The sequence below is a fragment of the Bacteroides sp. OM05-12 genome, assembly GCF_003438995.1.
Lineage (GTDB): Bacteria > Bacteroidota > Bacteroidia > Bacteroidales > Bacteroidaceae > Bacteroides.
The window spans coordinates 297,443-321,287 of record NZ_QSUN01000004.1 but is presented as its reverse complement, the minus strand read 5'-3'; the positions used below and the strand labels follow the sequence as shown (position 1 = coordinate 321,287).

The 23,845-nt window shown below is 39.0% G+C and carries 25 protein-coding genes; all 25 read left to right on the top strand.

The window, feature by feature from the left end; translation table 11 throughout:
- Positions 1-92 precede the first annotated feature (92 nt).
- Positions 93-767, top strand: coding sequence for a phosphoadenosine phosphosulfate reductase family protein (locus DXB63_RS05960; RefSeq protein WP_122125476.1), 675 nt, complete (start codon positions 93-95; stop codon positions 765-767).
- Positions 754-1,506: a DNA methylase gene (locus DXB63_RS05955; RefSeq protein WP_122125511.1), complete on the top strand. Its 753-nt coding sequence runs from the start codon at positions 754-756 to the stop codon at positions 1,504-1,506. Before DXB63_RS05960 ends, DXB63_RS05955 begins: the two co-directional genes overlap by 14 nt.
- Positions 1,507-1,548: 42 nt before the next feature.
- On the top strand, positions 1,549-1,881 hold the full coding sequence (locus tag DXB63_RS05950) for a hypothetical protein (RefSeq protein ID WP_122125475.1): 333 nt from the start codon (positions 1,549-1,551) through the stop codon (positions 1,879-1,881).
- 201 nt (positions 1,882-2,082) lie between these two features.
- Positions 2,083-2,637, top strand: coding sequence for a hypothetical protein (locus tag DXB63_RS05945; RefSeq protein WP_122125474.1), 555 nt, complete (start codon positions 2,083-2,085; stop codon positions 2,635-2,637).
- A complete protein-coding gene (locus tag DXB63_RS05940) occupies positions 2,624-3,883 on the top strand; it encodes a PBSX family phage terminase large subunit (RefSeq protein ID WP_122125473.1) in 1,260 nt (419 codons plus the stop codon). The genes DXB63_RS05945 and DXB63_RS05940 overlap by 14 nt, the downstream gene beginning before the upstream one ends.
- A gap of 30 nt (positions 3,884-3,913) precedes the next feature.
- Positions 3,914-5,386, top strand: coding sequence for a phage portal protein (locus tag DXB63_RS05935; RefSeq protein ID WP_122125472.1), 1,473 nt, complete (start codon positions 3,914-3,916; stop codon positions 5,384-5,386).
- Between the two features lie 149 nt (positions 5,387-5,535).
- Positions 5,536-5,775 (top strand): DUF4160 domain-containing protein, encoded by a 240-nt coding sequence (locus DXB63_RS05930; protein WP_005824559.1) that lies wholly within the window; start codon positions 5,536-5,538, stop codon positions 5,773-5,775.
- 6 nt (positions 5,776-5,781) lie between these two features.
- Entirely contained in the window at positions 5,782-6,195 is a 414-nt protein-coding gene (locus tag DXB63_RS05925; protein WP_122125471.1) for a DUF2442 domain-containing protein, read from the top strand.
- 169 nt (positions 6,196-6,364) lie between these two features.
- The gene (locus tag DXB63_RS05920; RefSeq protein ID WP_122125470.1) at positions 6,365-7,012 is read left to right on the top strand and encodes a hypothetical protein; all 648 of its coding nucleotides are present in this window, start codon (positions 6,365-6,367) and stop codon (positions 7,010-7,012) included.
- A 5-nt stretch (positions 7,013-7,017) separates the two neighbouring features.
- Positions 7,018-7,617 (top strand): head fiber protein, encoded by a 600-nt coding sequence (locus DXB63_RS05915; RefSeq protein WP_122125469.1) that lies wholly within the window; start codon positions 7,018-7,020, stop codon positions 7,615-7,617.
- A gap of 17 nt (positions 7,618-7,634) precedes the next feature.
- Complete coding sequence (locus DXB63_RS05910) at positions 7,635-8,726, top strand: hypothetical protein (protein WP_122125468.1); 1,092 nt, start codon at positions 7,635-7,637, stop codon at positions 8,724-8,726.
- A 10-nt stretch (positions 8,727-8,736) separates the two neighbouring features.
- Complete coding sequence (locus DXB63_RS05905) at positions 8,737-9,069, top strand: hypothetical protein (RefSeq protein WP_122125510.1); 333 nt, start codon at positions 8,737-8,739, stop codon at positions 9,067-9,069.
- Positions 9,066-9,380, top strand: coding sequence for a DUF6706 family protein (locus DXB63_RS05900; RefSeq protein ID WP_122125467.1), 315 nt, complete (start codon positions 9,066-9,068; stop codon positions 9,378-9,380). The genes DXB63_RS05905 and DXB63_RS05900 overlap by 4 nt, the downstream gene beginning before the upstream one ends.
- A complete protein-coding gene (locus DXB63_RS05895) occupies positions 9,377-9,706 on the top strand; it encodes a hypothetical protein (RefSeq protein ID WP_122125466.1) in 330 nt (109 codons plus the stop codon). The genes DXB63_RS05900 and DXB63_RS05895 overlap by 4 nt, the downstream gene beginning before the upstream one ends.
- On the top strand, positions 9,694-9,996 hold the full coding sequence (locus DXB63_RS05890; RefSeq protein WP_122125465.1) for a hypothetical protein: 303 nt from the start codon (positions 9,694-9,696) through the stop codon (positions 9,994-9,996). Before DXB63_RS05895 ends, DXB63_RS05890 begins: the two co-directional genes overlap by 13 nt.
- Positions 9,993-10,382 (top strand): hypothetical protein, encoded by a 390-nt coding sequence (locus DXB63_RS05885; RefSeq protein WP_122125464.1) that lies wholly within the window; start codon positions 9,993-9,995, stop codon positions 10,380-10,382. The genes DXB63_RS05890 and DXB63_RS05885 overlap by 4 nt, the downstream gene beginning before the upstream one ends.
- Positions 10,379-10,771 (top strand): hypothetical protein, encoded by a 393-nt coding sequence (locus DXB63_RS05880; RefSeq protein WP_122125463.1) that lies wholly within the window; start codon positions 10,379-10,381, stop codon positions 10,769-10,771. Before DXB63_RS05885 ends, DXB63_RS05880 begins: the two co-directional genes overlap by 4 nt.
- A 6-nt stretch (positions 10,772-10,777) precedes the next feature.
- Positions 10,778-11,317, top strand: a complete 540-nt coding sequence (locus DXB63_RS05875; protein WP_122125462.1) for a hypothetical protein — start codon at positions 10,778-10,780, stop codon at positions 11,315-11,317.
- Between the two features lie 69 nt (positions 11,318-11,386).
- Positions 11,387-11,770: a hypothetical protein gene (locus DXB63_RS05870; protein WP_122125461.1), complete on the top strand. Its 384-nt coding sequence runs from the start codon at positions 11,387-11,389 to the stop codon at positions 11,768-11,770.
- Positions 11,771-11,805: 35 nt separating this feature from the next.
- Positions 11,806-11,973, top strand: a complete 168-nt coding sequence (locus DXB63_RS18100) for a hypothetical protein (RefSeq protein WP_008778359.1) — start codon at positions 11,806-11,808, stop codon at positions 11,971-11,973.
- Positions 11,974-11,976: 3 nt separating this feature from the next.
- The gene (locus DXB63_RS05865; RefSeq protein ID WP_122125460.1) at positions 11,977-16,725 is read left to right on the top strand and encodes a tape measure protein; all 4,749 of its coding nucleotides are present in this window, start codon (positions 11,977-11,979) and stop codon (positions 16,723-16,725) included.
- 81 nt (positions 16,726-16,806) lie between these two features.
- Entirely contained in the window at positions 16,807-17,223 is a 417-nt protein-coding gene (locus DXB63_RS05860; protein WP_122125459.1) for a hypothetical protein, read from the top strand.
- Between the two features lie 80 nt (positions 17,224-17,303).
- The gene (locus DXB63_RS05855) at positions 17,304-21,671 is read left to right on the top strand and encodes a polymer-forming cytoskeletal protein (protein WP_122125458.1); all 4,368 of its coding nucleotides are present in this window, start codon (positions 17,304-17,306) and stop codon (positions 21,669-21,671) included.
- Between the two features lie 11 nt (positions 21,672-21,682).
- A complete protein-coding gene (locus DXB63_RS05850) occupies positions 21,683-23,254 on the top strand; it encodes a hypothetical protein (RefSeq protein ID WP_147332264.1) in 1,572 nt (523 codons plus the stop codon).
- A gap of 56 nt (positions 23,255-23,310) precedes the next feature.
- On the top strand, positions 23,311-23,844 hold the full coding sequence (locus tag DXB63_RS05845) for a hypothetical protein (protein WP_147332263.1): 534 nt from the start codon (positions 23,311-23,313) through the stop codon (positions 23,842-23,844).
- The last annotated feature ends 1 nt before the right edge of the window (position 23,845 follow it).

The following is a 23,845-nucleotide window of genomic DNA, read 5'->3' as shown; positions in this document are numbered from 1 at the left end:
AGAAGTTTTACAGGTGGTACCGGTCAATTCATGAACCGTAGACAGAAATACGGTGAAATTCGTAGAGGTTTAAGTTTAAGCGGTGGCTAACTATGACCTTGATAGAGCGAACATACAGTAATATAGACCTCATTCGAGAAAAATCGGGTGAGGCTATATTGTTTTGTTCGTTGGGTAAAGATTCGTTGGTTCTGCTTGATTTAATCTATCCAAAGTTTGACCGGATTATCTGTGTGTTCATGTACTTCGTTGAAGGATTGGAGCATATTAACCGTTGGATAAACTGGACTAAAGCAAAATACCCGAAAATTGAGTTTGTACAAGTACCTCATTGGAACTTGACATACATTCTTCGTGGTGGTATGTATTGTGTGCCTAATCCGGATGTAAAGCTCTTGAAGTTGGCTGATGTTGTGAAGGCTATGCAGTTGAAGTATGGTATTTATTACACCTTTCTCGGCATGAAGAAAGCGGACGGTATGAATAGGCGTTTGATGCTGAAAGGTTATGAGGAAAATGGGTATGAGAATAAAGGTTTGTGTTATCCGCTTGCAGACTGGACGCAAAAGGATATTCTTGCCTACATGAAGATGCACTGCCTACCCGAACCGGTGCGATACTCGTTGAAGGCAAGCTCTGGCGTTGGTTTTAATCTCGATTGTATGCTATGGATTCGTGCCAACTATCCACAGGACTTACAGAAGATTTATAAGGTATTTCCCATGAGCGAAAGAATTTTATTTGAATATGATAATGGAACTAAATAAGTTTTTCAATAGTGTAACTCGTGAAGTCTGGCGTTCGGAGATTAGGTTTTCTGACTATAATCCCCGCACCATCAATAAAGATGGACGTAACCAATTAAAACATTCCATCAAAAAGTATGGGATTGTTGGCGGAATTGTCATTAACTCCCGTACAAACAATACCATAGTAGGTGGTCATCAAAAGGTGGATATTCTTGATGAATTGAATAAGTACAACCCTTCCACCAAAGAAAACGATTATCGGTTGAAGGTGGAAGTCGTGGATATTGATTTGAAGACAGAAAAGCAACTGAATATTGTTCTAAACAACCCGAATGTTGGCGGTCAATGGGACTTCAATGCCCTTGCTCGTATCGTTCCCGATATTGATTGGAAAGACGCAGGGCTGACCGATGCCGACCTAAATATGATTGGCGTTGATTACCTGTTGCAGACCGAAGAGGAAAGCTCCATTGCTGATGCTTTATCTGATATGATGTCACCTGTTACCGAACAGAAAGAAGCCGATAAAGCCGCTAAACAGTTAGAGCGTGCCGAAAAGGTTGCTCACATGAAAGAAGTCAAGCAACGGGCAAAGGAGAACGCACAGAAGACAGCCGAGGATATGGATGCCTATGTTATGTTATCTTTTGACACCTATGAGGCGAAAGCTGCTTTCTGTGAAAGGTTTGGATATGATGCTGATATGAAATTCATAAAGGGTGAGGTGTTCGATGAACAGGTGGAAAGGATTGATTAATCTTAAATTAATTGCCGAGTTAGAAAGAAAAAAGTATTAGTAATGACTGAAGAAGAATATTTGTCTTCCAAAGGATATGGTCGTTCTGGTTTTGGTGATGTCGCTTTAGCTAAAGGGAATTATCGTAATCGTACCGGTAAGGCTATTCTTCAAAGGCAAAACACAAAAGATGTCGAATATGCTAATAAACGGACATCTTTACGTGCTGAATATAACAGGAAGTTATCTTCTGGAGAAATCAGGCAACCAAGTAGAATTGAGCAACTCATTAAAACGACAAGAGGGAACTCTGATAATGAAGCGGTAAAGGCCGCAAGGAGAGTTTTAGAAAAGAGAGGTGTTAATTGGAAATCAAATGGTTTAATTATTGGATAAAAAAGAAAGTGAGGTATTGAGTCAAAAGAAGAAAAACTGTACAGCAACTTGAAAATCAATACAATAGATTGAGAAATAGTAATTATATGCTCGGTAGAAATGCCCTTCGCAATGAGCTAAGAGTACGCAATGCTTTTATGAATACCAGAAGTAGAATGGAACGTGCTTCTGCAAGTAAAGGTTTAGCTAACGGATAAGATTATGCCAAATAGTGAATCTCAAAACAAAAAAGGTGAAGGAGGAAGAAAGCCTAAGTTTGATTACACGAGCGAGGACTTTCTTTCTGTTGTGGAAAAATGTGCCCAAAAGGGATTCACGGATAAAGAAATAGCATATTCATTAGGATTATCTCCTCAAACATTCTGTGAGAAAAAGAGTGAATATCCCGAATTAAATGAAGTGTTAGCGCGTGGGCGTGTAACCATTACGGCGGCTGTTAGGGCAAAATATCTTGCGATGGCTATGGGGGGAATAAAGGTGAAGAGTGAAACCCGTAGATTCGTTCAAGAGAGATGCCATTGCATAGGGGAAGATGAGAAATGTCCTGATTGCGGTGGAACGGGGTGGGTAACGCTCACTGATAAATCTATCGTTCAAGAAACGATAAGCGAACTTGCTCCAAGCCTACAAGCTCAGTCGGTTCTTTTGTATCATTATGACGCTGACTGGAAAAATGTGGAGCGGAAACAAGAGGACGATGAGAATAACGAAGTTGATATTGATGAATCTAAATGGATAACAGATGCCAGTAATTAAAACACAGGAGATATACAATCCCTTGTATCTGTTGTTGGGGAAGATAATGATATTCCTTGTGACAGGTGGTCGAGGTAGCGGAAAGTCTTTTAATGCTTCCACTGCCGTACAACGTTTTACATACAAGAAAGGGCACAAAATTTTATATACTCGTTATACGATGTCTTCTGCTGAAATTTCTGTTATCCCTGAATTTCAAGAAAAGATAGATGCTGACCATCACACAAGAGACTTTAGAACTACTTCCCGAAAGGTTGTTAACCGAAAAACTAAAAGCGAAGTATTATTTCGTGGTATTAAAACATCTTCCGGTAATCAAACGGCTAAATTAAAATCTATTCATGGAATAACAGGTTTTGTGGTTGATGAAGCAGAAGAGTGGGTATCAGAAGAAGATTTTGAGAAAATAGCTCTTTCCATTCGTGAGTTGAACGCTAAGAATTTTATTATTATAATTATGAATCCAGCCGATTCCAATCACTGGGTTTATAAGAGATTTATAGAGAATACTCACAAGATTGTATATTACGATGGCGTTCCCGTTCAAATATCAACGCACCCCAATGTGTGTCATATACATACAACTTATCTTGATAACTTAGACCATCTTTCTCCACAGTTTATAGAGGAAGTGCAGCGTATGAAAGAAGAGAATCCTGAAAAGTACGCTCATGTGGTTATCGGTCGCTGGGCTGATGTTGCAGAAGGTGCAGTGTTCAAGAAGTGGGGCATCGTGAAGGAGTTCCCTTCTTATGCTAAGAAAGTGGCTCTTGCTTCTGACTGGGGATATACGAATGATCCGTCAACCGGTATTCGGTGTGGAATTGTAGATAACCGGCTTTATGTGGATGAACTATTTTATGAAACCGGAATGCTAACCAACGCTATCGCTGAGAAACTAAAGCCGTGGGGGTTGAAAGTATATGGAGATAGTGCAGATCCTCGTTTGATACAAGAGATTAAAAACCGAGGGGTGAACATCTACCCGGTAGATAAGTTCTCCGGCTCAATTAAAGCAGGCATAGATAAAATACATGAAATGGAATTGTTTGTTACAGAACGTTCGTATCATATTATTGAAGAGCTTCGCAAATACGTTTGGGATAAAGATAAAGACGGGCATTACATCAATGAACCGGTAGACGCTTGGAATCATTGCATTGATCCAATCAGGTACTATATCTTGGGACATATTCTCGGACGTATTTTGAAGTCAAAAGATTTAACAGGAATATTCACACACTAAAAATATAGCAGAGTCAAAAGTTTAGAAGAAATATTAGCATTGCCCGATATTGGGCAGAAGATAAGCTACCTGAAGAAAGGTAGAAAGACCGAACTCCCTGACCGTTGTAAACTTTGGGACGATTGGAATCCTGAACGCCATGAAATCATGGTCGATAAAGAGAAGTACCCAGATAGAAAGGTACTTGAAAAAGAAGCAGAAAAGCACTTCGATGAAAAGACGGGTAAGACCTATGAAATCGAAGCGAAGTACAAGACGGAGTCGGTAAACCGTATCTCCATTCCATTGGAACAAGATATAGTGAACATTCAAACAGCCTTCACGGTTGGTACAGAGCCTTCAATGGATTGTACCCCGGCAGATGATGATGAAAAGAAACTGTTGGATGCAGTCAAGGCAGTATATAAGTCCAACAAAATCAAGTACCAGAACAAGAAGATTGTACGCTCTTGGCTTTCCGAACAGGAAGTAGCTGAGTATTGGTACGTGACTGATGCTGATTCGTTTTGGGATAAGTTCTGGAAGAAAGTAAAGACTACCTTCGGAGGGAAAGTAAAACCTACCAAGAAGCTGAAAAGTGTTCTTTGGTCGCCATTCAGGGGTGATAAGCTATATCCGTTCTTCAATGATGAAGGTGATATGGTCGCTTTCTCCCGTGAGTATAAGAAGAAACTCATGGATGATTCGGAAATCACCTGTTTTATGACTATCACAGATAAGATGATTTATCAGTGGGATTTGTCTAAGGGTTACGAGGAAAGAACTTCTTTCGCTCATGGATTTCCAAAGCTCCCCATTGATTACGCCTATCGTCCTGAAGCATATTGCAAGAAGATTAAGCCCTTCCGCGTACGGTTGGAGAAACTTCTTTCAAACTATGCTGATTGTATCGACTACCATTTCTTCCCGTTACTGAAACTGATTGGCGATGTGGAAGGCTTCATGGGTAAGGTTAAGGATAGAATGGTAAAACTTACTGGGCAGGGCGCAGACGCTCAATATCTTACATGGAACCAAGTGCCTGATACGGTGAAGTTCGAAGCTGAAACTCTTACCAATATGGCTTATGATATGGCTAATACTCCGCGTATATCCTTTGAAACATTGAAGGGAGTAGGTAAAGCATCCGGTACCGCTTTCCGCTTTATGTTCATGGGCGCGCACATGGCAGTCGAAAATCATGCAGAGGTAATAGGGGAGTTTATGCAAAGGCGTGTGAATTTCATTGTTTCCGCACTGGGGGCAATCAACCCGTCAGAATTTGGTAAAGCTGCCAAGACTATTGATATAGAAACAGACCTTGTTCCATATATGATTGATTCGGTAGATGATAAGGTTTCTACTGCCGTTTCCGCAGTCAATGGTGGTATTTGGTCAACACGCGAGGGTATCATGTTTGCCGGGAACGCGGATAGAATCGAGGAAGAACTTGCTGAAATCAAGGAAGAACAAGCGGGAAAGAATACTAAAATCGGAGAAAAAGAACATCTGGCGGCTTCGTAGTCAGAAAAATTGCGGGGGTTATAATTTTATCATAAGAAAAATAGAATAGTTAGCGGTGATTCTTTGAAGTTACCGCTAATTTTTTGCCTGAATATTTGTAGGTAATTAAATAATTACCTATATTTGTAGGGTAATCAATAGAGAAAGGTATGCCAACGATATTTATTTTATTTGGTTTTCGTTTTATGTTTTACGCTAATGACCATGAGCCTATACACGTTCATGTAATTAAAGGGGATGTAAGTGCTAAATTTACTTTATTTCCAGTTACATTAATCAAAAATAATGGCTTGAAGTCATCTGAACTGAAACTTGTAGAATCAGTTATAGAAGAAAATCAAGAAGTAATAGCAGAGCATTGGAATAAATTTTTTAATAAATCAAAATAAGTGGTTATGGAAAATATCATAGTTGAAAAGGTATGGTTGACCGATACGGAGGTATGGATACGTACCACTGACGGGAAGGAGGCATGTGAGAAGTTCTCAGATTTCCAAAGGCTGAAATGGGCTACTCCTATGCAGCGCGCAAATTTCACAACGAGCCATGACGGAATACATTGGAGAGAGCTTGATGAAGATTTGAGTTTTGAGGGATTCTTTCGGGAAAGAAAATCTAATCCTCTGTATGATTTATTTATAGCTCATCCTGAATTGAATGCTGCTGCCATAGCGCGGCGTTTAGGTATTTCTCAGAGTTTGTTTGCTCAATATGTAAGTGGAACAAAGAAGCCGTCTAAAAAACGTTTTGAAGATATTATAGAAACAATACGTTCAATAGGGCGTGAATTAATAGCTGTACCAGTCTAATTTATAATCTTTCATTTTAGGCGTGATTCCACTCGGTTTCACGCCTTTTTTATTTATTTCTTCACAATCACTCCTTTGTGAATTCTATACTATTCAATTATTTCACTTCCACTTACTTACTGACTACTTTTATACCACGAATTTTAAATAACAATTTAATTCATACGGTATGAATATTCAAGAACTTATTTTGGCAGGGCTACAACAGAAATTCACTGGGGTAGATACTGCTGTTTTAGCCCGAATTGCCTCTAAAAAGGCAGAGGGTGTAACGGACGAAACAAAGGTAAACTCCATTATTGAGGGTATCAGTTTTTCGGACGTGTTAAATTCCTATGGTGATTTCCGGGCTAATACAGCCGTTACTTCCGCAGTGTCTAACTACGAGAAGAAACACGGTTTGAAGGACGGTAAACCAATCGAGACTACCACTACTACCACCACGCAACAACAGACTGCTACGGAACAGCCAGACATGGCAACCATCATCGCAAATGCAGTGAGTGCAGCCATGAAACCTCTTTCTGACAAACTTACTCAGTTTGAGACAGAGAAAGCGCAGGCTACCCGTCAGGAACAGATTTTGGCTAAGGCTAAAGAGTATGGTATTCCCGAAACATTCGCAAAGCGTTATGCAATTCCCGAAGATGCAGACTTAGATACTTATTTCAAGGATGCAAAGCAGGAATTTGCTAATATCGGCTTTAGCGGTGTTACCCCTCCCGAATCAGCGGAAACGAAGATTGAGAAAGAGAATGAATCTATCGCCAGTATGATTTCGGAGGGAACGAAAGAAATTGTTGAATCTAAAAAGTAAATTAAATGGCAGCAGGTACACATTATGACTTAAAACCGGATTACAAGCCGGAAGAGTTTTACCGTGTAGAAACGGGTGCCAGAAAGAGTGGACCGTGGAAGTTGGATATTACCAACCTCGTGGTAGGTACTTTTTTACCCGTGTTTACTCCGGTACAAGCGGATTTGAAGAAACGGACGGTTGTCCCGGTTCGCAACTTAAAAGTGGTTGAAGCCTATACCACTGGAGATGCAAACCTAACTATCAAAGTGGCTAAGGGTTCTCTTGCTTATGCAGGAATGTTCATTGGAAGTGGAAAGAAAGGTGCGGAAGTAGCATCTATTGATAAGTCCAATAAAGCCTACGATGTATTAACCATCAAAGCAGCTTTTGGAGAGAATATCGCCGAAGATACCATCCTGTTTGAAGCAACAGAAGTAGGAGGTACAGTAAAAAAGAATACGGCTAATTTCGTCCTCTATGATGAAAAGAAAGTCGAAAGCGACGGAGCTGTTCTTCCAACTCTTCTGATGCAGGCTTATGAAGTAAAGGAAAGTAAGCTGATTCTCCCGATCCATGAACTGGATAAGGTCGGATTGACCTCTCGTTTCCAGTTCGAGTATTAATCCTAAAAAGTTTAGATATGAATTTGACCATACAAACTTTATTTACTGATCCGCAAATTGTAAAAGCGGTGATTGACCGTGTGCTTCAAATGAGATTGGACACAATCTACTGGAAGCAGTACGGCGATTTCTTGGAAACCAAGACTCGTGTTTTCAAGACTTATTTGGGAACGGTTACTGGCGTTGTTGCCGGTTCTATTATTGGCAAGAATGACCAGAAGCCTATCCGTGAAAGACGTTCACTTGGAAGTGGTTATACTGAAATCGCTTACTTGGGTGACCGTTACCAGATGGATATTGAGCGTTTGTCTCAATTGCAGGATATCATCGACAAGTTCAATGCTGCTAATACCGCAGACCAGCGTACAATCTTGCAGGAGATTATCGACTTTATCGTTGATGACTACCGCCAGATTCTGCTTGCTCCGCACAAGCGTATGGATATTGTTGTTCCCGAACTATTGATGACTGGCAAGGCTCAGGTTCACCTGGCAGACAACAAGGAGAATATTGAGTTGCTTGATATTGAGTTGCCGTTCCATTTCTTGACTCCTGATGCTTCAGCAAAGAATACGTTTATCTCTTATTTGCAGCAGGAGATTCAAAAGCTGAAAGCTAAATACGGTGTGTTCTCCAAGATGATTATGTCTCGTGGCACATTTATGAAGAACATTGTAGGTGCTTCTGAGTTCGGTGATAAATTCAAGATGATTCTTGGTGAGCGTGAGTTCATGGTTAATGCTGGGTTGGTAACAGACCAAATGGCTTCCAGCGTGTTTACAGGTATCGGCCTCCCTGCAATCGAAATCAAGGAGGACTACGTAGAAAATCAGGCAGGCGAGAACGTACAGGTTTACGCGGATGACCGTATTACTCTGTTGCAGAGCGACAATGTAATGCGTATGCGTCACCATAGACCGTATGTAATGACCGATCCAGTTCCGGGACGTAATTACACTCAGGCGGAAGGCCAAATGTCTGTGTGCAACTATCGTGACGAAGAAGGTAGATACATGGAATACACTGCTGAGTGGATTCCTGAGTTTATCGCTCCGAATAAGATTGTGAACTTCGATTTGTCAACTATGAACGAAGTCCCGGAGGGATAAGGAGGTGCTTATGAAGGTGAAAGTAATTAGTGTTTTCCGAGACAAGTTTACTGGGCAGTTATACAATCCGGGTGAAGTCCTCGAAATTGAGGATGAAGCCCGTATTGAAGACTTGGTAAGTCGCAAGTTGGCTGAACGTATCGTAGTTCCCGAAGAAAAGAATGAGGTGAAAATATCCCTCTTTGAAAAGGAGTTCGACAAGAAAGAACTGGTTGAAGCGTTGAAGTCTATCGGTGAGAAAGGTGCTATGAACATGAAAGAGGAAACTCTTCTTGCGAATGTTACTGCTTTGGACGAAGAAAAGACTTTGGCTTTGAAAAAGGCTTTAGGTATTGAGGTATGACAGTAAAAGACTACATACAACAGAAGTTCCAAACTTTCGGCATTAACTTGTCGGAAGCTGACCTTTTGGATATGTGTCTGAACGCCAAGATAAGCGGAGAGGATGAGATAACCCCCGATAACAATACTCGTGTACACGTGTCTATCGCCCGGTTTATCCCCTCTCTATTGCTTCGTGCTACTTCAATCAGTGAAAGCGGTTTTTCTATGTCTTGGAATCTTCAAGGCATTAAGGACTACTATTCTTTCTTATGCAAAGAGTATGGATTAAAAGACGAATTGAGCAACAAGCCTAAAGTAACCTTCTTATGATATTCGCCCCACACATATTGCAGGTTAAAGTTATCACCCCGATGGATAAGGACGAGTTCGGCAGACCGATTCCCGGTACAGGTGGTGAAAACTGGCAGGATGTATGCAAGTGCCGTTGTGATGATGTGAGTGCGGAAAAGAAGGTATCTATCAATGGCGTTCTGTATGATTTCAAGTACAAGGTTGTCTTTGATAAGCCGTCAAAGGTTGAAGCAGGTGCAGAAGTTCGTTGTTTGAATCCTGATAGAAGCATAAGAGGTGAAGGTATTGCGAAAAGCCCGTTAGAGACAAACTATTTTTCTTATAGAGTGATATGGTTGGAGTAGATGCAGATTTTTCAGATGTTGAGAAGTTCTTTCAAGACGGAGAATGGGAAGTGGAGAAGAAGATGATTGATGTGGGCGATGAAGCCGTGAAGTATGCAGAGGAACACGGTGATTATCAAGACCACACACTCACTTTGAGAACGTCCAATAATTACGATGTTGATAAAGACGGGTTAACTCTGAAAAACGAAGCGGAATACGCTTCATTCGTGGAATCTAAAGGGTTTGATGTTTTAAGTGGTGCCGCTTTATATGCAGAGAAACGATTAAAAGAAGAATTTGAAAAATGAAAAAGTATATTGGAACAAAGTTAGTTCAAGCTACACCTGCAATTCGCAAGGGTGGTAAAGTATATCTTCCTACTGATGCTATTCCAAGAACAATGGAAGTGGCGGAAGAAGGTTACAAGGTGGTATATGAAGACGGTTATGAAAGCTATTCACCTAAAGATGTGTTTGAAAAGGCATACAAGGTAGCTGAAACATTCAAAGACCGCTTACTTATCGAACGGCAGGATTTGGCTGAAAGATTTAGTAAACTGTGCGCTTTTGTAGACACTCCCAAGTTTGAAGAAGTTGTAAAAGACGAACACCAACGTGATTTGCTTCTGCAACAGCGCGATTATATGGGTGAGTATCTGAACATTCTCAACCAACGTATCGAAGCATTAGGATGATAGTAACCACCGACATAGGAAACATTCTCTATCGGGATTGCAAGGCTTTCGGAATAGACATAGTGCCTGACGGTGAAACACTGACGGGTGAATTGACTTCTGAAAGAATTGTCATCCACGCAAAGAAACAACAGCCGGGGACTTACTGGAAGAAGTCTTTCGCTGAAGTTAATCTTTGCGTTCCCGATTTGAGTGAGAATGAAGCCAACAGCATCCGACTGGGAGAACTCGAAAGAGAAGCCAACAAGCGGTTTGATGATGTGGTAAGCACCTATGACGGCACAACCTATCGTTATTCAATTGAATCAATCGGTACAGAAGCGGACACAGCTTTGAAGTGTCATTATGTGAATGTGAGAATTTTATTTGAAGTATTAAATGTAAAATAGAAGTATATGAAACCATTTATTGGAATTAAAAAGATTTGGTACGGTGCGGTTATAACTGCTGCCGTTACGCCTACTTCTTTGAAAACGTGGTTGGCTTCCGCTACGGAAGTAAAGAACTCCCATCAGGACACTTGGGGATATACAGAAGACGATCCCACAACGACTGATTACATCAATGAGTTGACCGGAAAGGTTTACTACAAGGACGTTACCGCTAAAGGTGCAAGAACTATGGCGTTTACTATGGGAGAATATTCCTTTGAAGACAAGAAGGAGTTGCAAGGCGGTGAGCTTGTAAAAGACGGTCAGTCCGTTGTTGGCTGGCATGAACCGGATGTCGCAGAGGTTATCAACAAAGCTGTTGTCGGTATGACCAAGACAGGTAACTACATTGTATTTACCAACGCCTCTATAATCGGTAAAGGTAACTTTGTTGAGAAGAATATCGGACTGGGTGTTTCTGCTGTCGCAATGGAAAATCCAACTGATAGTGTAGCTGGTGAGTACTGGCTTGATGGTGAAAAAGTGGATGCTCCTACAGCATAAATTTAAGGTAAAAGTAATCTTTTCAGGATGGCGGTGGGTGATTGCTCACCGCTTTTTTAATTTCAATATATGGGAAAAGCTTCAAAAATAGTAAGTGCAGCCGTTTTGGGGAAAGACTTTGAAACGGTGTTTGTGAATGGTAAAGCCTATGTGATTCATCCTCTTACGATTCATAAGATAGCCGGTGCCGGGTATTATCTTTCTGACTTGAAAGATGGAGTTACGGTAATGGATATGCTTCGCTCTTTGAAAGATGTAGAAACAGCTTCTCGTGCTCTCTCATGGCTCATACAGGGCGATGAATCTCTACATGAAGAATTGTCTCATGGAACATTCGATGAAGTGATAGAGGCTTTAACAACAGGCCTTTCAATGATTTCTGCTGAAAATTTTTACAAGCTGTCAGTTTTAGCCAAGAACGTTGCTCTACTGACAGCAAAGCAACGGTCGTAGGAAACAACTGTTTACTGGGACAGATAGCAACGTTCATGGAAAATCTGCATCTGTCTTATGATGAAGTCGTGTACAAGATACCATATAGAAACATGGTTATTATGCAAAAGGACAAGCTCCATACTGTCTACGGAGAAGTTATGGAGGAAGTATCAGAAGAAGAATTTTTCAAAACCAAGGGTAAGAACCCATTAAAACAATAATATATGCCGAAGCTCGTATTCCGTGTGGCTTCCGATTGGGAGGAAGTCGTAAAATTAAGAAATGAGATAGCAAAGTTAAAGCAAGAGTTGAAGGGTATGGATAGCACACAGTCTCCTGCCGCTTTTAAAACACTCAATACCCAGCTTGCTGCATCCACGCAACGAATGGATGAGTTGGTAACGAATGCTGCTAAAGCTGGCGCGGAGATGGAGAATGGTTTCAAGAGGAAGATATTCGCTGCTTCACAGTCTGTAAATGGGTTTACTGAAAAGATTATCGCTCAAAAGGCAGTAGTTAAGGATGTGGAAGCCGATGTTAAGCGTCTCGGTGATGCTTATCGTACCGCATTGAAACGTAATCCATTGTCTGCAAACAGTAAGTTGGATGAGTACACTTCCGCAAAAAAAACGCTGGATGAAGAAAAAGCAGCTTTGTTTGACTTAACACAACAGCAAGCCGAAGCCCGACTATCTGTGAAGAAACTCCGTGACGAATATTCTCTCTATAAGAATGAAGGCAAACAGGTGGTTGAGACAAATAACGGTATTGCTGTTTCATGGAAAAAGGCACTGGCTGTCATTGGTGGAACAGCAGTTTTGAAAGCATTAGGCTCTGAAATCATCCGTGTGCGTGGTGAGTTCCAGTCCATGCAGACTGCTATGGAAACAATGGTCGGCAAAGATGTAGCTGGTCCGCTCATGGCGCAAGTGAAAGAACTTGCTAAAATATCTCCATTAACTATGACCGATATGGTTGGGGCTGAAAAAATGATGCTTGGTTTTAATATTCAGGCAGAGGATACTATTAAGTATCTGAAAGCTTTATCTGATATTTCAATGGGAGAATCAGGGAAGTTCAATTCCCTCACGTTGGCTTTTTCTCAAATGTCGGCTACTGGTAAACTTATGGGTCAAGACCTCAATCAAATGATTAATGCCGGATTCAATCCACTTCAAACTATTTCTGAAAAGACAGGAAAATCTATCGCTACACTGAAAGATGAGATGTCAAAGGGCGCAATCTCCGCAGAGATGGTACAGCAAGCGTTTCTTGATGCTACTGCTGCAGGTGGTAAGTTCTATAACATGTCCGAGAATGCTTCAAAGACTATCAATGGTCAGATTTCCATGATGCAGGATGCTTTGGATAACGCTTTCAATGAAATGGGAGAAAAGTCTGAAGGTGTTATTATGTCTGGGATACAGGCAGCCACTTCTTTGATTCAGAACTATGAGACTGTCGGCAAGGTGTTGTCTGGACTGCTTGTCACCTATGGAGCATATCGCACCGCTGTGATGTTAGTTACTGCTGCTGAGAGCAAACATACCCTTGTGGAGATAGGACTTACTAACACCCGGATATTGGCAAGAAAGGCGCAGCTGGCTCTTAATGCAGCTATGCTTACTAATCCCTATGTGTTATTAGCAACTGCTATTGTTGGATTAGGAGCTGCTATGTGGGCAATGTCTGATAGTACAACTGCTGCCGCACGTGCCCAAAAAGAATACAATGATATTAAAGATGCAGCATTAAAGAAAGAACAAGAGCATAAACAAAAAATAGATAAACTCCTTACATCTGCACGTGACGAAAGTTTAGCTACTCTCACCCGTCAGAAATCTTTGGAGGAACTCCGAAAAGAATATCCGAAAATCTTTGAACAATATGATTTAGAGAAGTTAAAGTTGGAAGATATTTTGAAATTGAAACAACGAATCAACGAAGAAGATTCAAAACGTTCTGTGCAGGAAAGAAAGGATGATTATACATCTTTAAAGCAAACAGTGGCTAATCAACAAAGATACCTCCAGTTATTCGATAATCCAGAACTTCGTAAGAACATGTCTGATACCGATATACAAATATGGAAAATGTTTGCAGGTAAACAGTCTTATGTACAGGTGCGTGAGCAAATGGAGAAAAACTCTGAATTGTTAAAGAAGTATCAGAAAGATGTTCTTGAGGATAATATTGCTGCGTATAAGGTTAACTTAAAAAACTATTCTAAAGAGAAACTTGAAGCTGAGTTGAAAATGGCTCAATCATCTGCATCCAAACGAAATGGTTTTAATGTTGGCGGGATGATGGTCAAAGGCGGGGATTTAGAAAGTATTATCTCCTCTATAAATGGTGCGTTGGCAGAAAAGAAATCTCCTAATACCTATAAGCAAGACTATGATAAAGCAAAGAAAGATTGGGAGGATGCTAAAAAGAAACTTACTGAAATAGAAAAAGATAAAAACAAATTCACTTCTAAGCAATATGAAGAAGCCAAGAAGCGAGAAGAAACTACTGAAAAAGCATATAAAAAACTTGGTGGACTTACAGGTAGCAAACTAACTAAAGAAGAAAACCAAGCAGAAAAATCACGTAAGCAAACCGAAAAGTATAATCTCCTCCTTGATAAGCAGGCGTTGGAACAACAACGTTCTGCCGAAGACTTACAAATGAAAGTTGATGAAGCTCGCATTAAAGCGATGGATGAAGGTTCTAAGAAAACCATTGCCCAAATGGAACTCAACTTCGAGAAAGAGATGCAGGCTATTGACCGCCAAAAAGAGGATGCTTTGCGAAAGAAGATTGATGATGCCCGTTCGGCATGGGAAACCAAACCCGAAAACAAAGGGAAATCATTCGATGCAACGGGTATTGAGTTGTCCGATGATGAAAGCAAGTATTTTAGTGAGTTGTACAAATCATCTATTGATAACTTCGATAAAGATAAACAGCGTTTTAAATTGCAACCAATGCGGGATTACCTGAAAGAATACGGTACATTCCAACAGAAAAAAGAGGCGATAGCATTAGAATACGACGAAAAAATAGCTGCCAGTCAAAATGAATGGGAAAAGAAATCATTTGAAAAGCAAAAGACTGAAGCTTTGTCAGCTATTGATATGGAACAATTCAAGCAAGGGATCAATTGGGAGCTCATTTTTGGTGACTTAAGTAAGGTTTCCAAGAAGTCGCTTGAGGATGTTAAGTTACAGCTTAAATCCTTTAAAGATTCTCCTGAATATAAGAATATGAATGTTGAGCAAAAAAAGGTGATTGATGAAGCCCTGAATAACATTCAAACAACTATTATCGACAAAGGCGGTCTACTTGGTGATTTGCCTGAACAACTCGACGCACTCCGTATGGCACAAGATGAACTGACTAAAGCTCAGAATGAGTATAACGAGGCGATGGAGAACGGAACTGATGAGCAAAAAGAAGCCGCTTTAAAGAAGAAAAACGCAGCTCAACAAGGCGTAACGAATGCAGAGACTAATGTAACAAAAGCTAAAGATAAGACTGTCAGTAATCTTATTATTTTATCGGATGCCATAACGCAACTTGGCAGTTCTTCTGAAATGTCATTGTCACAAATCGGTGGTCTTGCAGAGAATATTACAAATATATTTACTGAAGCTGGAAGTAAGATCGGTGGAATTATCGGGGCTGCATTCTCTTTGCTTGATGTTATTAACAAACAGGGGTTGGATGGATTTGTTGAGAACGTCTTTTCAAGCGTATTCAATGCAGCAAGAGGTATATGGGATACTATCACATTTGGAGCATTCTCTAAAATAACTGGCTCTGGTGACAGCGATGTAAACCTTGAAAAAGATTTGGAATATCTTGCACAGTCAAATCAAGACCTGAAGAATGCGCTTGATAATCTTTCTGATAAGATGGATAAAGCCTCACTGACCGATGCTTCCGATATATACAATGTACAGAAAGATAATATAGAAAAGCAAATGGCTAATACCCAAGAATCTATGCAAAGGAGCGGAGCTGCTTATTCTAATGGTTTTATAGGTATTGGAGGCGCTCATTCATCCAACAATAAAATAGATAATGGTATGTCTGCTTCCGATTGGAGCAAAATCAGTTCAATTGTTGGTCACTCTGTCAAAAATGCAAGTGATTTCTTCAAATTGTCTAGTAAAGAAATGGCTAAATTGGCCGAGGAAGATACCACTTTATACTCAAAGATAAAAGGACTTGCTGACGATGGGTATAAAGATGCAGCCCAATACATGGATGAGTATATCACTTATTACAAGCAGCTTGAAGAATTAGAGAACGCCTATAATGAAAAGCTTACTAATACATCTTTTGATAGTGTCAGAGATAATTTCAAGAGTGCTCTTCTCGATATGGAATCCGATGCAGAAGATTTTGCAAATAGTTTCGAGAAGATGATGCAGAATGCTGTCATAGAAAGCCTAATGACAAGCAAATATGATAAACTCATACAGGATTGGTACACAGATTTTGCAAAAGCCATGGAAGATGGTAAAATCGATGAATACGAACAAGATTTTTTGCAAAAAAAATGGAATAATATTGTCGATCAAGGTCTTGCAGAGAGAAATGCATTAAAAGAGGCTATGGGGTGGGAATCCTCCTTCTCTTCTTCTCAATCTTCCACTTCCGGAGGTTTTCAAACCATGTCGCAGGATACAGGCGATGAGTTAAACGGACGTTTCACTGCTTTACAAATGGCAGGGGAGGAAATAAAGATTCAGTCAGAATTTCAATCGCAGTCTTTAAATCTTTTGACTGCTAAAGCTGACGCCATCCTTTCTGTGAATACTGAAGTGCGGAACATTGCAGATGAAACAAGAACTTTAATTGCTAATTCTTATCTTGAATTAGTTCAAATTTCAGAGAATACAGGCAATACAGTTAAGTATCTCAAAGATATCCAAACGGATATGGCAGAAGTGAAAAATAATACAAAAGGATTAGTCCGCTAAAACTTGTAGGGTAATCCATTTCGTCTTTACAGTTCTTAGAAAGATAAATTTTACGTATTAGAATTAAAAATAAATGAAGTTATGACAGATTTACTGATAAATAACAAAAACGCTTACATCACATGGGGTGTAAGGATGGGAGATGGATTTCTTGATACGATTGGTGCGCCCGCTCCTATGAAAGAATTTATAGAGAATAAATCACGTTTGGAGCATGGGAAAAGAGTGATAGTCAGTAACTCCAAGCTGGATGAACGGGAGATTACTTTGTCATTCACCATAGAAGGAAGTTCCCAAATGGATTATCAGGCAAAGAAAAAATCTTTCTTTGAGGAACTATATAAGGGTACAGTTGATATTCAGATTCCGGGAAATAATAACGATACCTACCATCTGATATATCTTGGTAAAAGTGTGTCTTATGGACAGAGTATAGACCGGACTTTTGGAAAGCTTTCGGCAAAGTTTTGTGAGCCAAATCCATCTGTTCGAAGCTAATTCTTCACAATGCTTTAATAGTGAAGAATGGAAGCTCTAATTTTTAGGGCTTCTTTTTTATATCTACGAACTTTGGTGCTATGGATAAAATAGACATCAAAGACATACAAGGCAACCTCCGTTTTTCAACGATAATCAATAAGGAAGGCAAGCGTAGGTTCTATCTGATGAAAGAGGACTATATCACCCTTAAATTCAGTGTAGATGATCCTGTCTATTTTCAACTGGGGGATTATGCTGAATATGATAATGAATTGTTTGAAATAGTTGATCTCGTTTATCCCTCTCTGAATAAATCAACCGGCGGATATGATTACGAATTACGTCTTGACGCTCCTTATTGGAAATGGAAACATAAAATCATCTTCTATGACCGGCAAGGAAACAAAGAGGCGGCATGGAACCTAACAAGGAATCCCGATGCTCACATGTCTGTTGTTAAAAGCAACCTTGCCTCTTTGGGATATACCTACAAAGGAGATACTTATGACTTCAGTATAGACTATAATGTAGTAGAAGATAAGCCCATATTCCTTCAATACAGCAACACGAATATCATAGATGCCATTACCATGATAGCCGAAGCTTGCGAGTGCGAATGGTGGGTAAAAGGCAATACGATTTATCTTGGTAAATGCGAACTTTCTGATGAACCGGTAATCTTTGAACTTGGCAGCAATGTCAATGAGATGTCCCGTGATAAAAGTGATAGTACTTATGCCACTCGTATCTATGCTTTCGGATCTACACGGAATATCACACCGTATTATCGTAAGAACCTTATATTTAAGGCAACAAGTGTGTTGGATTACAATGATGGAGAAGGAATTATATTAATTGATTCTAGTAGGATACTAAAAACTGAACATTTTTTAGCCAGTACCAAAGAACTTGTTTTTGAAAACAAAGGCTTTCAAACCATGTACAGAAATGGCTTTATTTCGTACGAAGGAAGAACTTTGGGTTTTAAGGATTTTCCTTCATTCAAGACGTCACAACGTTATAGCACTATTTTGTGTGATGATTTAAATGTTTACTTGAGTGTCAAAAGAGTGGAGGAATCGGATGGAGCGTTTCCTATTACATATGTTATCGGACGTGTCGAATTAGAGAATGTTACACATGAAAAAAGCCATATTATTCACTCTTTTGAGACGTCCTATGATAAAGATGGTGTTTATAAAATAGCGATACCGAATCATTCCATAGGAGATATTCCTGAGAATGAGGAAATAAAATTAAAGATATTCTTGTGGGTCAGTAAAGAATCCAGCGATGTAGAATCTATTTTTCAAGTTACAGTTGGTGGCTCTATCGGAATGAAAGGCAAGGATAACAACCGTACACAAGTAAAATTTCTTGGTGGAAAGTTTGAGGGTCAATCTTTTGATGCTTTATTTCTTGGATATAATCAGGAACTTTTTGTTCCCGGTCTTAAAGTCAACGATGTAATTACCGGTACTCAATACAAGCCAGACAAATTAAAATATGGCAAGATACCTTCCGGATGGTTTACTTCCGATCATGCAGATGATGATTTGGTTGTAGAGGGTATCGTTGAAAAACGCCTTATGCTTCCGTCAGGAATCACATTCATTGGGGATAAGGATTTGCCGATGGAAAAAGTTGTCGAGCAGGTCGTAGTTTTTGAGGATGTTTACCCTAAAAGGGAAGGGATTGTAGCCACTGTTACTACTCATGAATATACCGAAACAACCGAAGATGAAAACGGAAATGTCATATCAGAAGAAAAATGGAATGCCTATCGTATTACTGATACAGATGAGAATTTTTATTTCTCCAAAGATTATGTTATAACTGGGCGGGATTTGAAAATTACATTCCAAACCGGTGATCTTGCCGGAATGAAGTTTAATGTATGGTTCAATCCTTACGATAATAAAAGCCCTGACAAAAAGCAGGAAGAAAAAAATCCAGACGGCAGTTGGAATCTTGATGCACAGGTATTCGAGATAGTTCGCAATGAAGACTACGGAAGGAAGTTACCTGCCGAAGATATGAATCCAAAGCCTGGTGATAAATATATTCTTGAAGGTTACGACCCTCAATTTATTTCCGATGCTATCATTCCATTAGCAGAAATAGAGTTACAGGAAAAAGCTCAGAAATATGCTGATAAACTCAAAATAGATCCTTCTGTATATAATTGTAATATGTTTTCGTATAAAGATGACAGATATTCCTATTTGCAGATAGGACGCAAGATAAACCTCCTGAATCCTACTTATTTTGAAGATGGTCGTGTATCTCGTATCATCGGCTTTGAAAAGAAGTTGGATATTCCTTATGACAGTCCTGTCTACATGGTCGGTGAAAGTCAGACCTATTCCCGTATCGGAGCATTGGAAGACAAAGTAGATTCACTGACATTTAAAGGCTTATCTTATACTAACAGTGTTTCCGGTGGAAGCAATGTGTACGTTATAAGCCGCTACAGCAATGTCTCTCCAAGTGATGCCAATGTTTTTTCAGCGTCACGTGCATTACTCGAGCATCTAAGTAAAAAGAATGATGATGAAGCATCCGGATTAATTACTTTTTTAGGTGGCTTATTATCGGACTCTATCCTTTCACGCAAATTTACTTCTGGGATTTTAGGTTCCGGTCTTGGGTTATTTATAGATAAAAATGGGAAATCAATATTAGAAGTAGATAATCTTCTAGTACGTATGAAGGCTATTTTTCATGAACTTATCATTGAAAAATTGAGTCATGTAGGAGGTGAAATAGTTCTTTCTCCGGCTTCGATGAGATGCATAAAAGTGGAAGAACTTGAAGATGCGTACAGATGCTACTTTAAGGGAATGGATGATGACAAGGTCATTTATAATGAATTTGCTTTAAATGATCAGGCGCGCTGTCAGACATTCAACGTAAGAGCGGGGATTCTCCAAAATATATCCAATCAATATTATTGGCGTTTAGTTGTAGGTGTTGGCGATGATTATATAGATTTAAGTAAGACGGATTGCGATACAGGCAGTGATATTCCTCAAGCAGGTGATGATATTGTGCAATTAGGAAACCGTGATCCTGAACAAGAAGAACGACAAAACGCAATTATCCTTTCCTCTTATGGCCCGGATGCTCCGAGTATTAAACAATATATGTATATTGACCATTATACTCTGGAAGGAAAAGAATGTACCGTAGTTTCTCCTCACGGTAATGTATTTACCGGTGATTTCTATTTAAAAAATGGCGATCTATTAATGACGGTAGTAGAGAATATGTTCAAAACAGAGTTGAACAAGCTTGAATTTTTCTTTACCCAATCCAATAACTTCCTTGCCAATGCCTTGTTTGTTGAAAATTTGGACGGATGGGAAGTATTAAACTCTGATATCTATAAAGATACGGATTCAATACTACTTATAAATGGAGAATTATTTGCTGCAAACAATTCCATTGCAAATATAGAACCATATAAAGGAGAAAATGCACTCCATTTAAAAAACAATGGAATCAAACAACAGAATGGCAATATAAAAGATTGGATTCCTGATACCTATTATATTACGATAAGATATGCCTGCGTAGAATCCGGGACATTAGAATATGGCTTTACTAATGGTAACTTACTAAATACAGTTCAGCTATCCCCTACTAACGAATACAAAACAATTACTTCTACAGGACAATGGGATGGTTACAGTAATTTTATATTGAATTTTTCAGGAAATGCTTATATATTATACGTAATACTGACTAATAAGGATTCTGCCGTCATCAACTTAGCATCAAGTATCGAGCAACTAATTAATAGGATTACATTGTCAGTATCCAAGAACAATGTCGTTTCATCTATTAATCTTACTCCTGAAACCATCAAGATTGAAGGAAAGAATATAGAGTTGAAAGGTGCTACTTCATTCAATGGAAATGTTCAAATAACCACAGATGGTAATATACATGCCAAGAATGCTTATATAGAAGGCGAAATACATGCGACTAGCGGAACATTTGATGGTGATGTAATGACTTCCGGCGTATATGCAAATAAAATTACATATATCAATAATGATAATATTGATGAATTCACAGAAAAAATAACTAATCCAGATGGAACTGTCTTAAATTGTTTCATAATTAGTAAAACAGGATTACGAATTGTAGTAGAAAAAGATTTTGATAAATATGATAAAATATGGTTCTATGATTTACCATATTATAGAAAAGAATACGACGGAACTTTCTTAACTGTGGGCGATCCTTATAAATATATAGGATCAACTATGTATATACAAAATTTAAGTAATTCATATATATCTATTTCTTCTAATGTTTTTAATACAGAAGATAGTGAACCAATATCATTCATCTTGGGTAGTAATTGGGAGGTATATTTAGAATGTATTATTCGTAGATATGATGATAATAAAAACATAGGATGGGTGAAGCGATATTATTATCCTATAAACAATTAAAATTAAATATTATGACACCGGAAGAAATAGAACGAGCCGCACAAAGTGCCGCAGCGATAGTTAAAGCGGGAGCAAAAGATATAGGAAGCACCGAAATTGTAAATTCAATAGATGGCGTTACTTCAATACCTGTTATTAATAAATCAGGGAAAGTAGTCAGAGTGCCTATTGATATTATGGGAGTTAAAACCGTTGACTTCTCCCAACTAAACAGCCTGAATAAGCCTGAAAGCTGTGGACGATATATGGTTGAAGAAAAGAATACGGGAGTAATTATAGGCGTTTTAGATATAGTTATTCCTTGGTCAAGGTCTAGCGTATTACAACGTTTTACTACCAGTGTGCAGCTATCCAGCTTGAACGCAGGTGATGCTATTCCCACTATGGAATATAACAATCTCTATACTTATGACAGGTTTTTCAATAATTCAAGTAGCGTTTTGGAAGGAGTTAATAAGGGGGAGTGGTCTAAATGGAAAGAGGCATACGATTTAAATAATTTTGCAAAATCCGTCAAATGGAGTGGCGAAATAGTGAATGGTATTACCGTATCGCCAAATTCTTACACAGGCGATGATGGTACAGTCGTTTTAGTAGGCAACTATACTTTTGCATATAAAGTTATATCTGGAGGAAATACTATTTATTACGGGAATTGGCACGGCAGAGAGGATTACCAAAAGAATATATATCAATCCGGAACAATAGGTTGGAAAGCTGGATTCTATGATTATCTTTTGTATGTATCACCGACTTCTGTTTGGATGAAAAAGAGCGATAGTGAGTTGGTTAATATATCTTCCGAAGGTTCTGGCGGAGGTTCTGACGCTTTATTATTAGGTGACATAAATTCACTTACGGATAATTCTGCAAGTTCTCAAATTGCTACGGCTTTAAACAACAAAACGCTAGCAGAATTACAGGATGCTGTAAGAAATGGAGCATCTATTCAATTCGTAGGGGATTACGGAGTAGTGGATATTATTCATAAAGATCAGTCATCAGGTCAATTGGTATTCGGATTTATCTATACGGATGAACCTGTATATGCCCCGTATATGAGTAAAATCATAGCTTTAGAATACACTAACGGTAATTGGACGTGTAAAGTTAGGGAGGATGTGAATTTAAGCAGTGGTGGTAGCGGGGGCGGCAGTGGTATTATGGTTGTCAATGATTTAGGCGCATTAAAGACTTCATCCACTGATGCAGAAATAAAAGATATATTATCTCCGTATACTTTTGATGATATACTAGCAGGGATTAAGAATGGAAAACTGTTAGTTGGCGTTAACAAAGATAGCGGGTGGGCTTCTGTATATCAATGCCCACAGTGGACGGAAGAACTTATTATACTTGTTAGTAATAATTTGGTTCTTAAAGCAGTAGGTATACATAAAGAACCGGATGGTAGTTTAGAGGTAGCTACTGCTGAAGAGGACATCCCAATGCTTAGTTCACAGATTGCTAATAGCTTAACCACCATTGATGACGGATATGTTTTGGATGCTAGGCAAGGTAAAGTTTTAGCTGATAGAATTGCAGCTTTAGAGGTAGCAGTAGCCGCTTTACAAAATAAATAATTAACAATGATTTGCCCACCTCATTTATAAGGCGAGTAAACTTTAAAAGTTTCATTATGAGAAAATTAGCCTCACATAATTCATTGAGTTATCACACTCCGCAATGGTATTTAATACCTTTTACCTTTATGGCTAAATGTCAAAGCTTAACCATTCAGGAGCAATACAACAAAGGTGTACGCTTGTTTGATATCCGGGTGAAAATAGTAAAGGGACGTATATATAGCGGGCACGGCTTAATGACATACAAAGTCAATTTCAACGACATTTTTTCATTCCTGCACATAAAAGGAGATTGTCAAGTACGCTTGCTTTTGGAAAGTGGTAATGAAGATACTTTCGTATGGTTTGTAAATGAGGTAAAAAGAACCTTTCCGAAGATTACATTTCTAGGCGGTCAAAGAAAAAAGGATTGGGAAAAAATTGCAAACCTACCCGATTTCGCTTGTACCGATTACTATTGGAAGCATGAGAAGTGGTATATGTTCCCTTATCCTAAAAAATATGCTAAAAGGCATAACCGTGAGAATAAAAAATGGATAAGCGGAGAAATCTGGTCTATGTTTGATTTTGTGGAACTATTAAAATAAG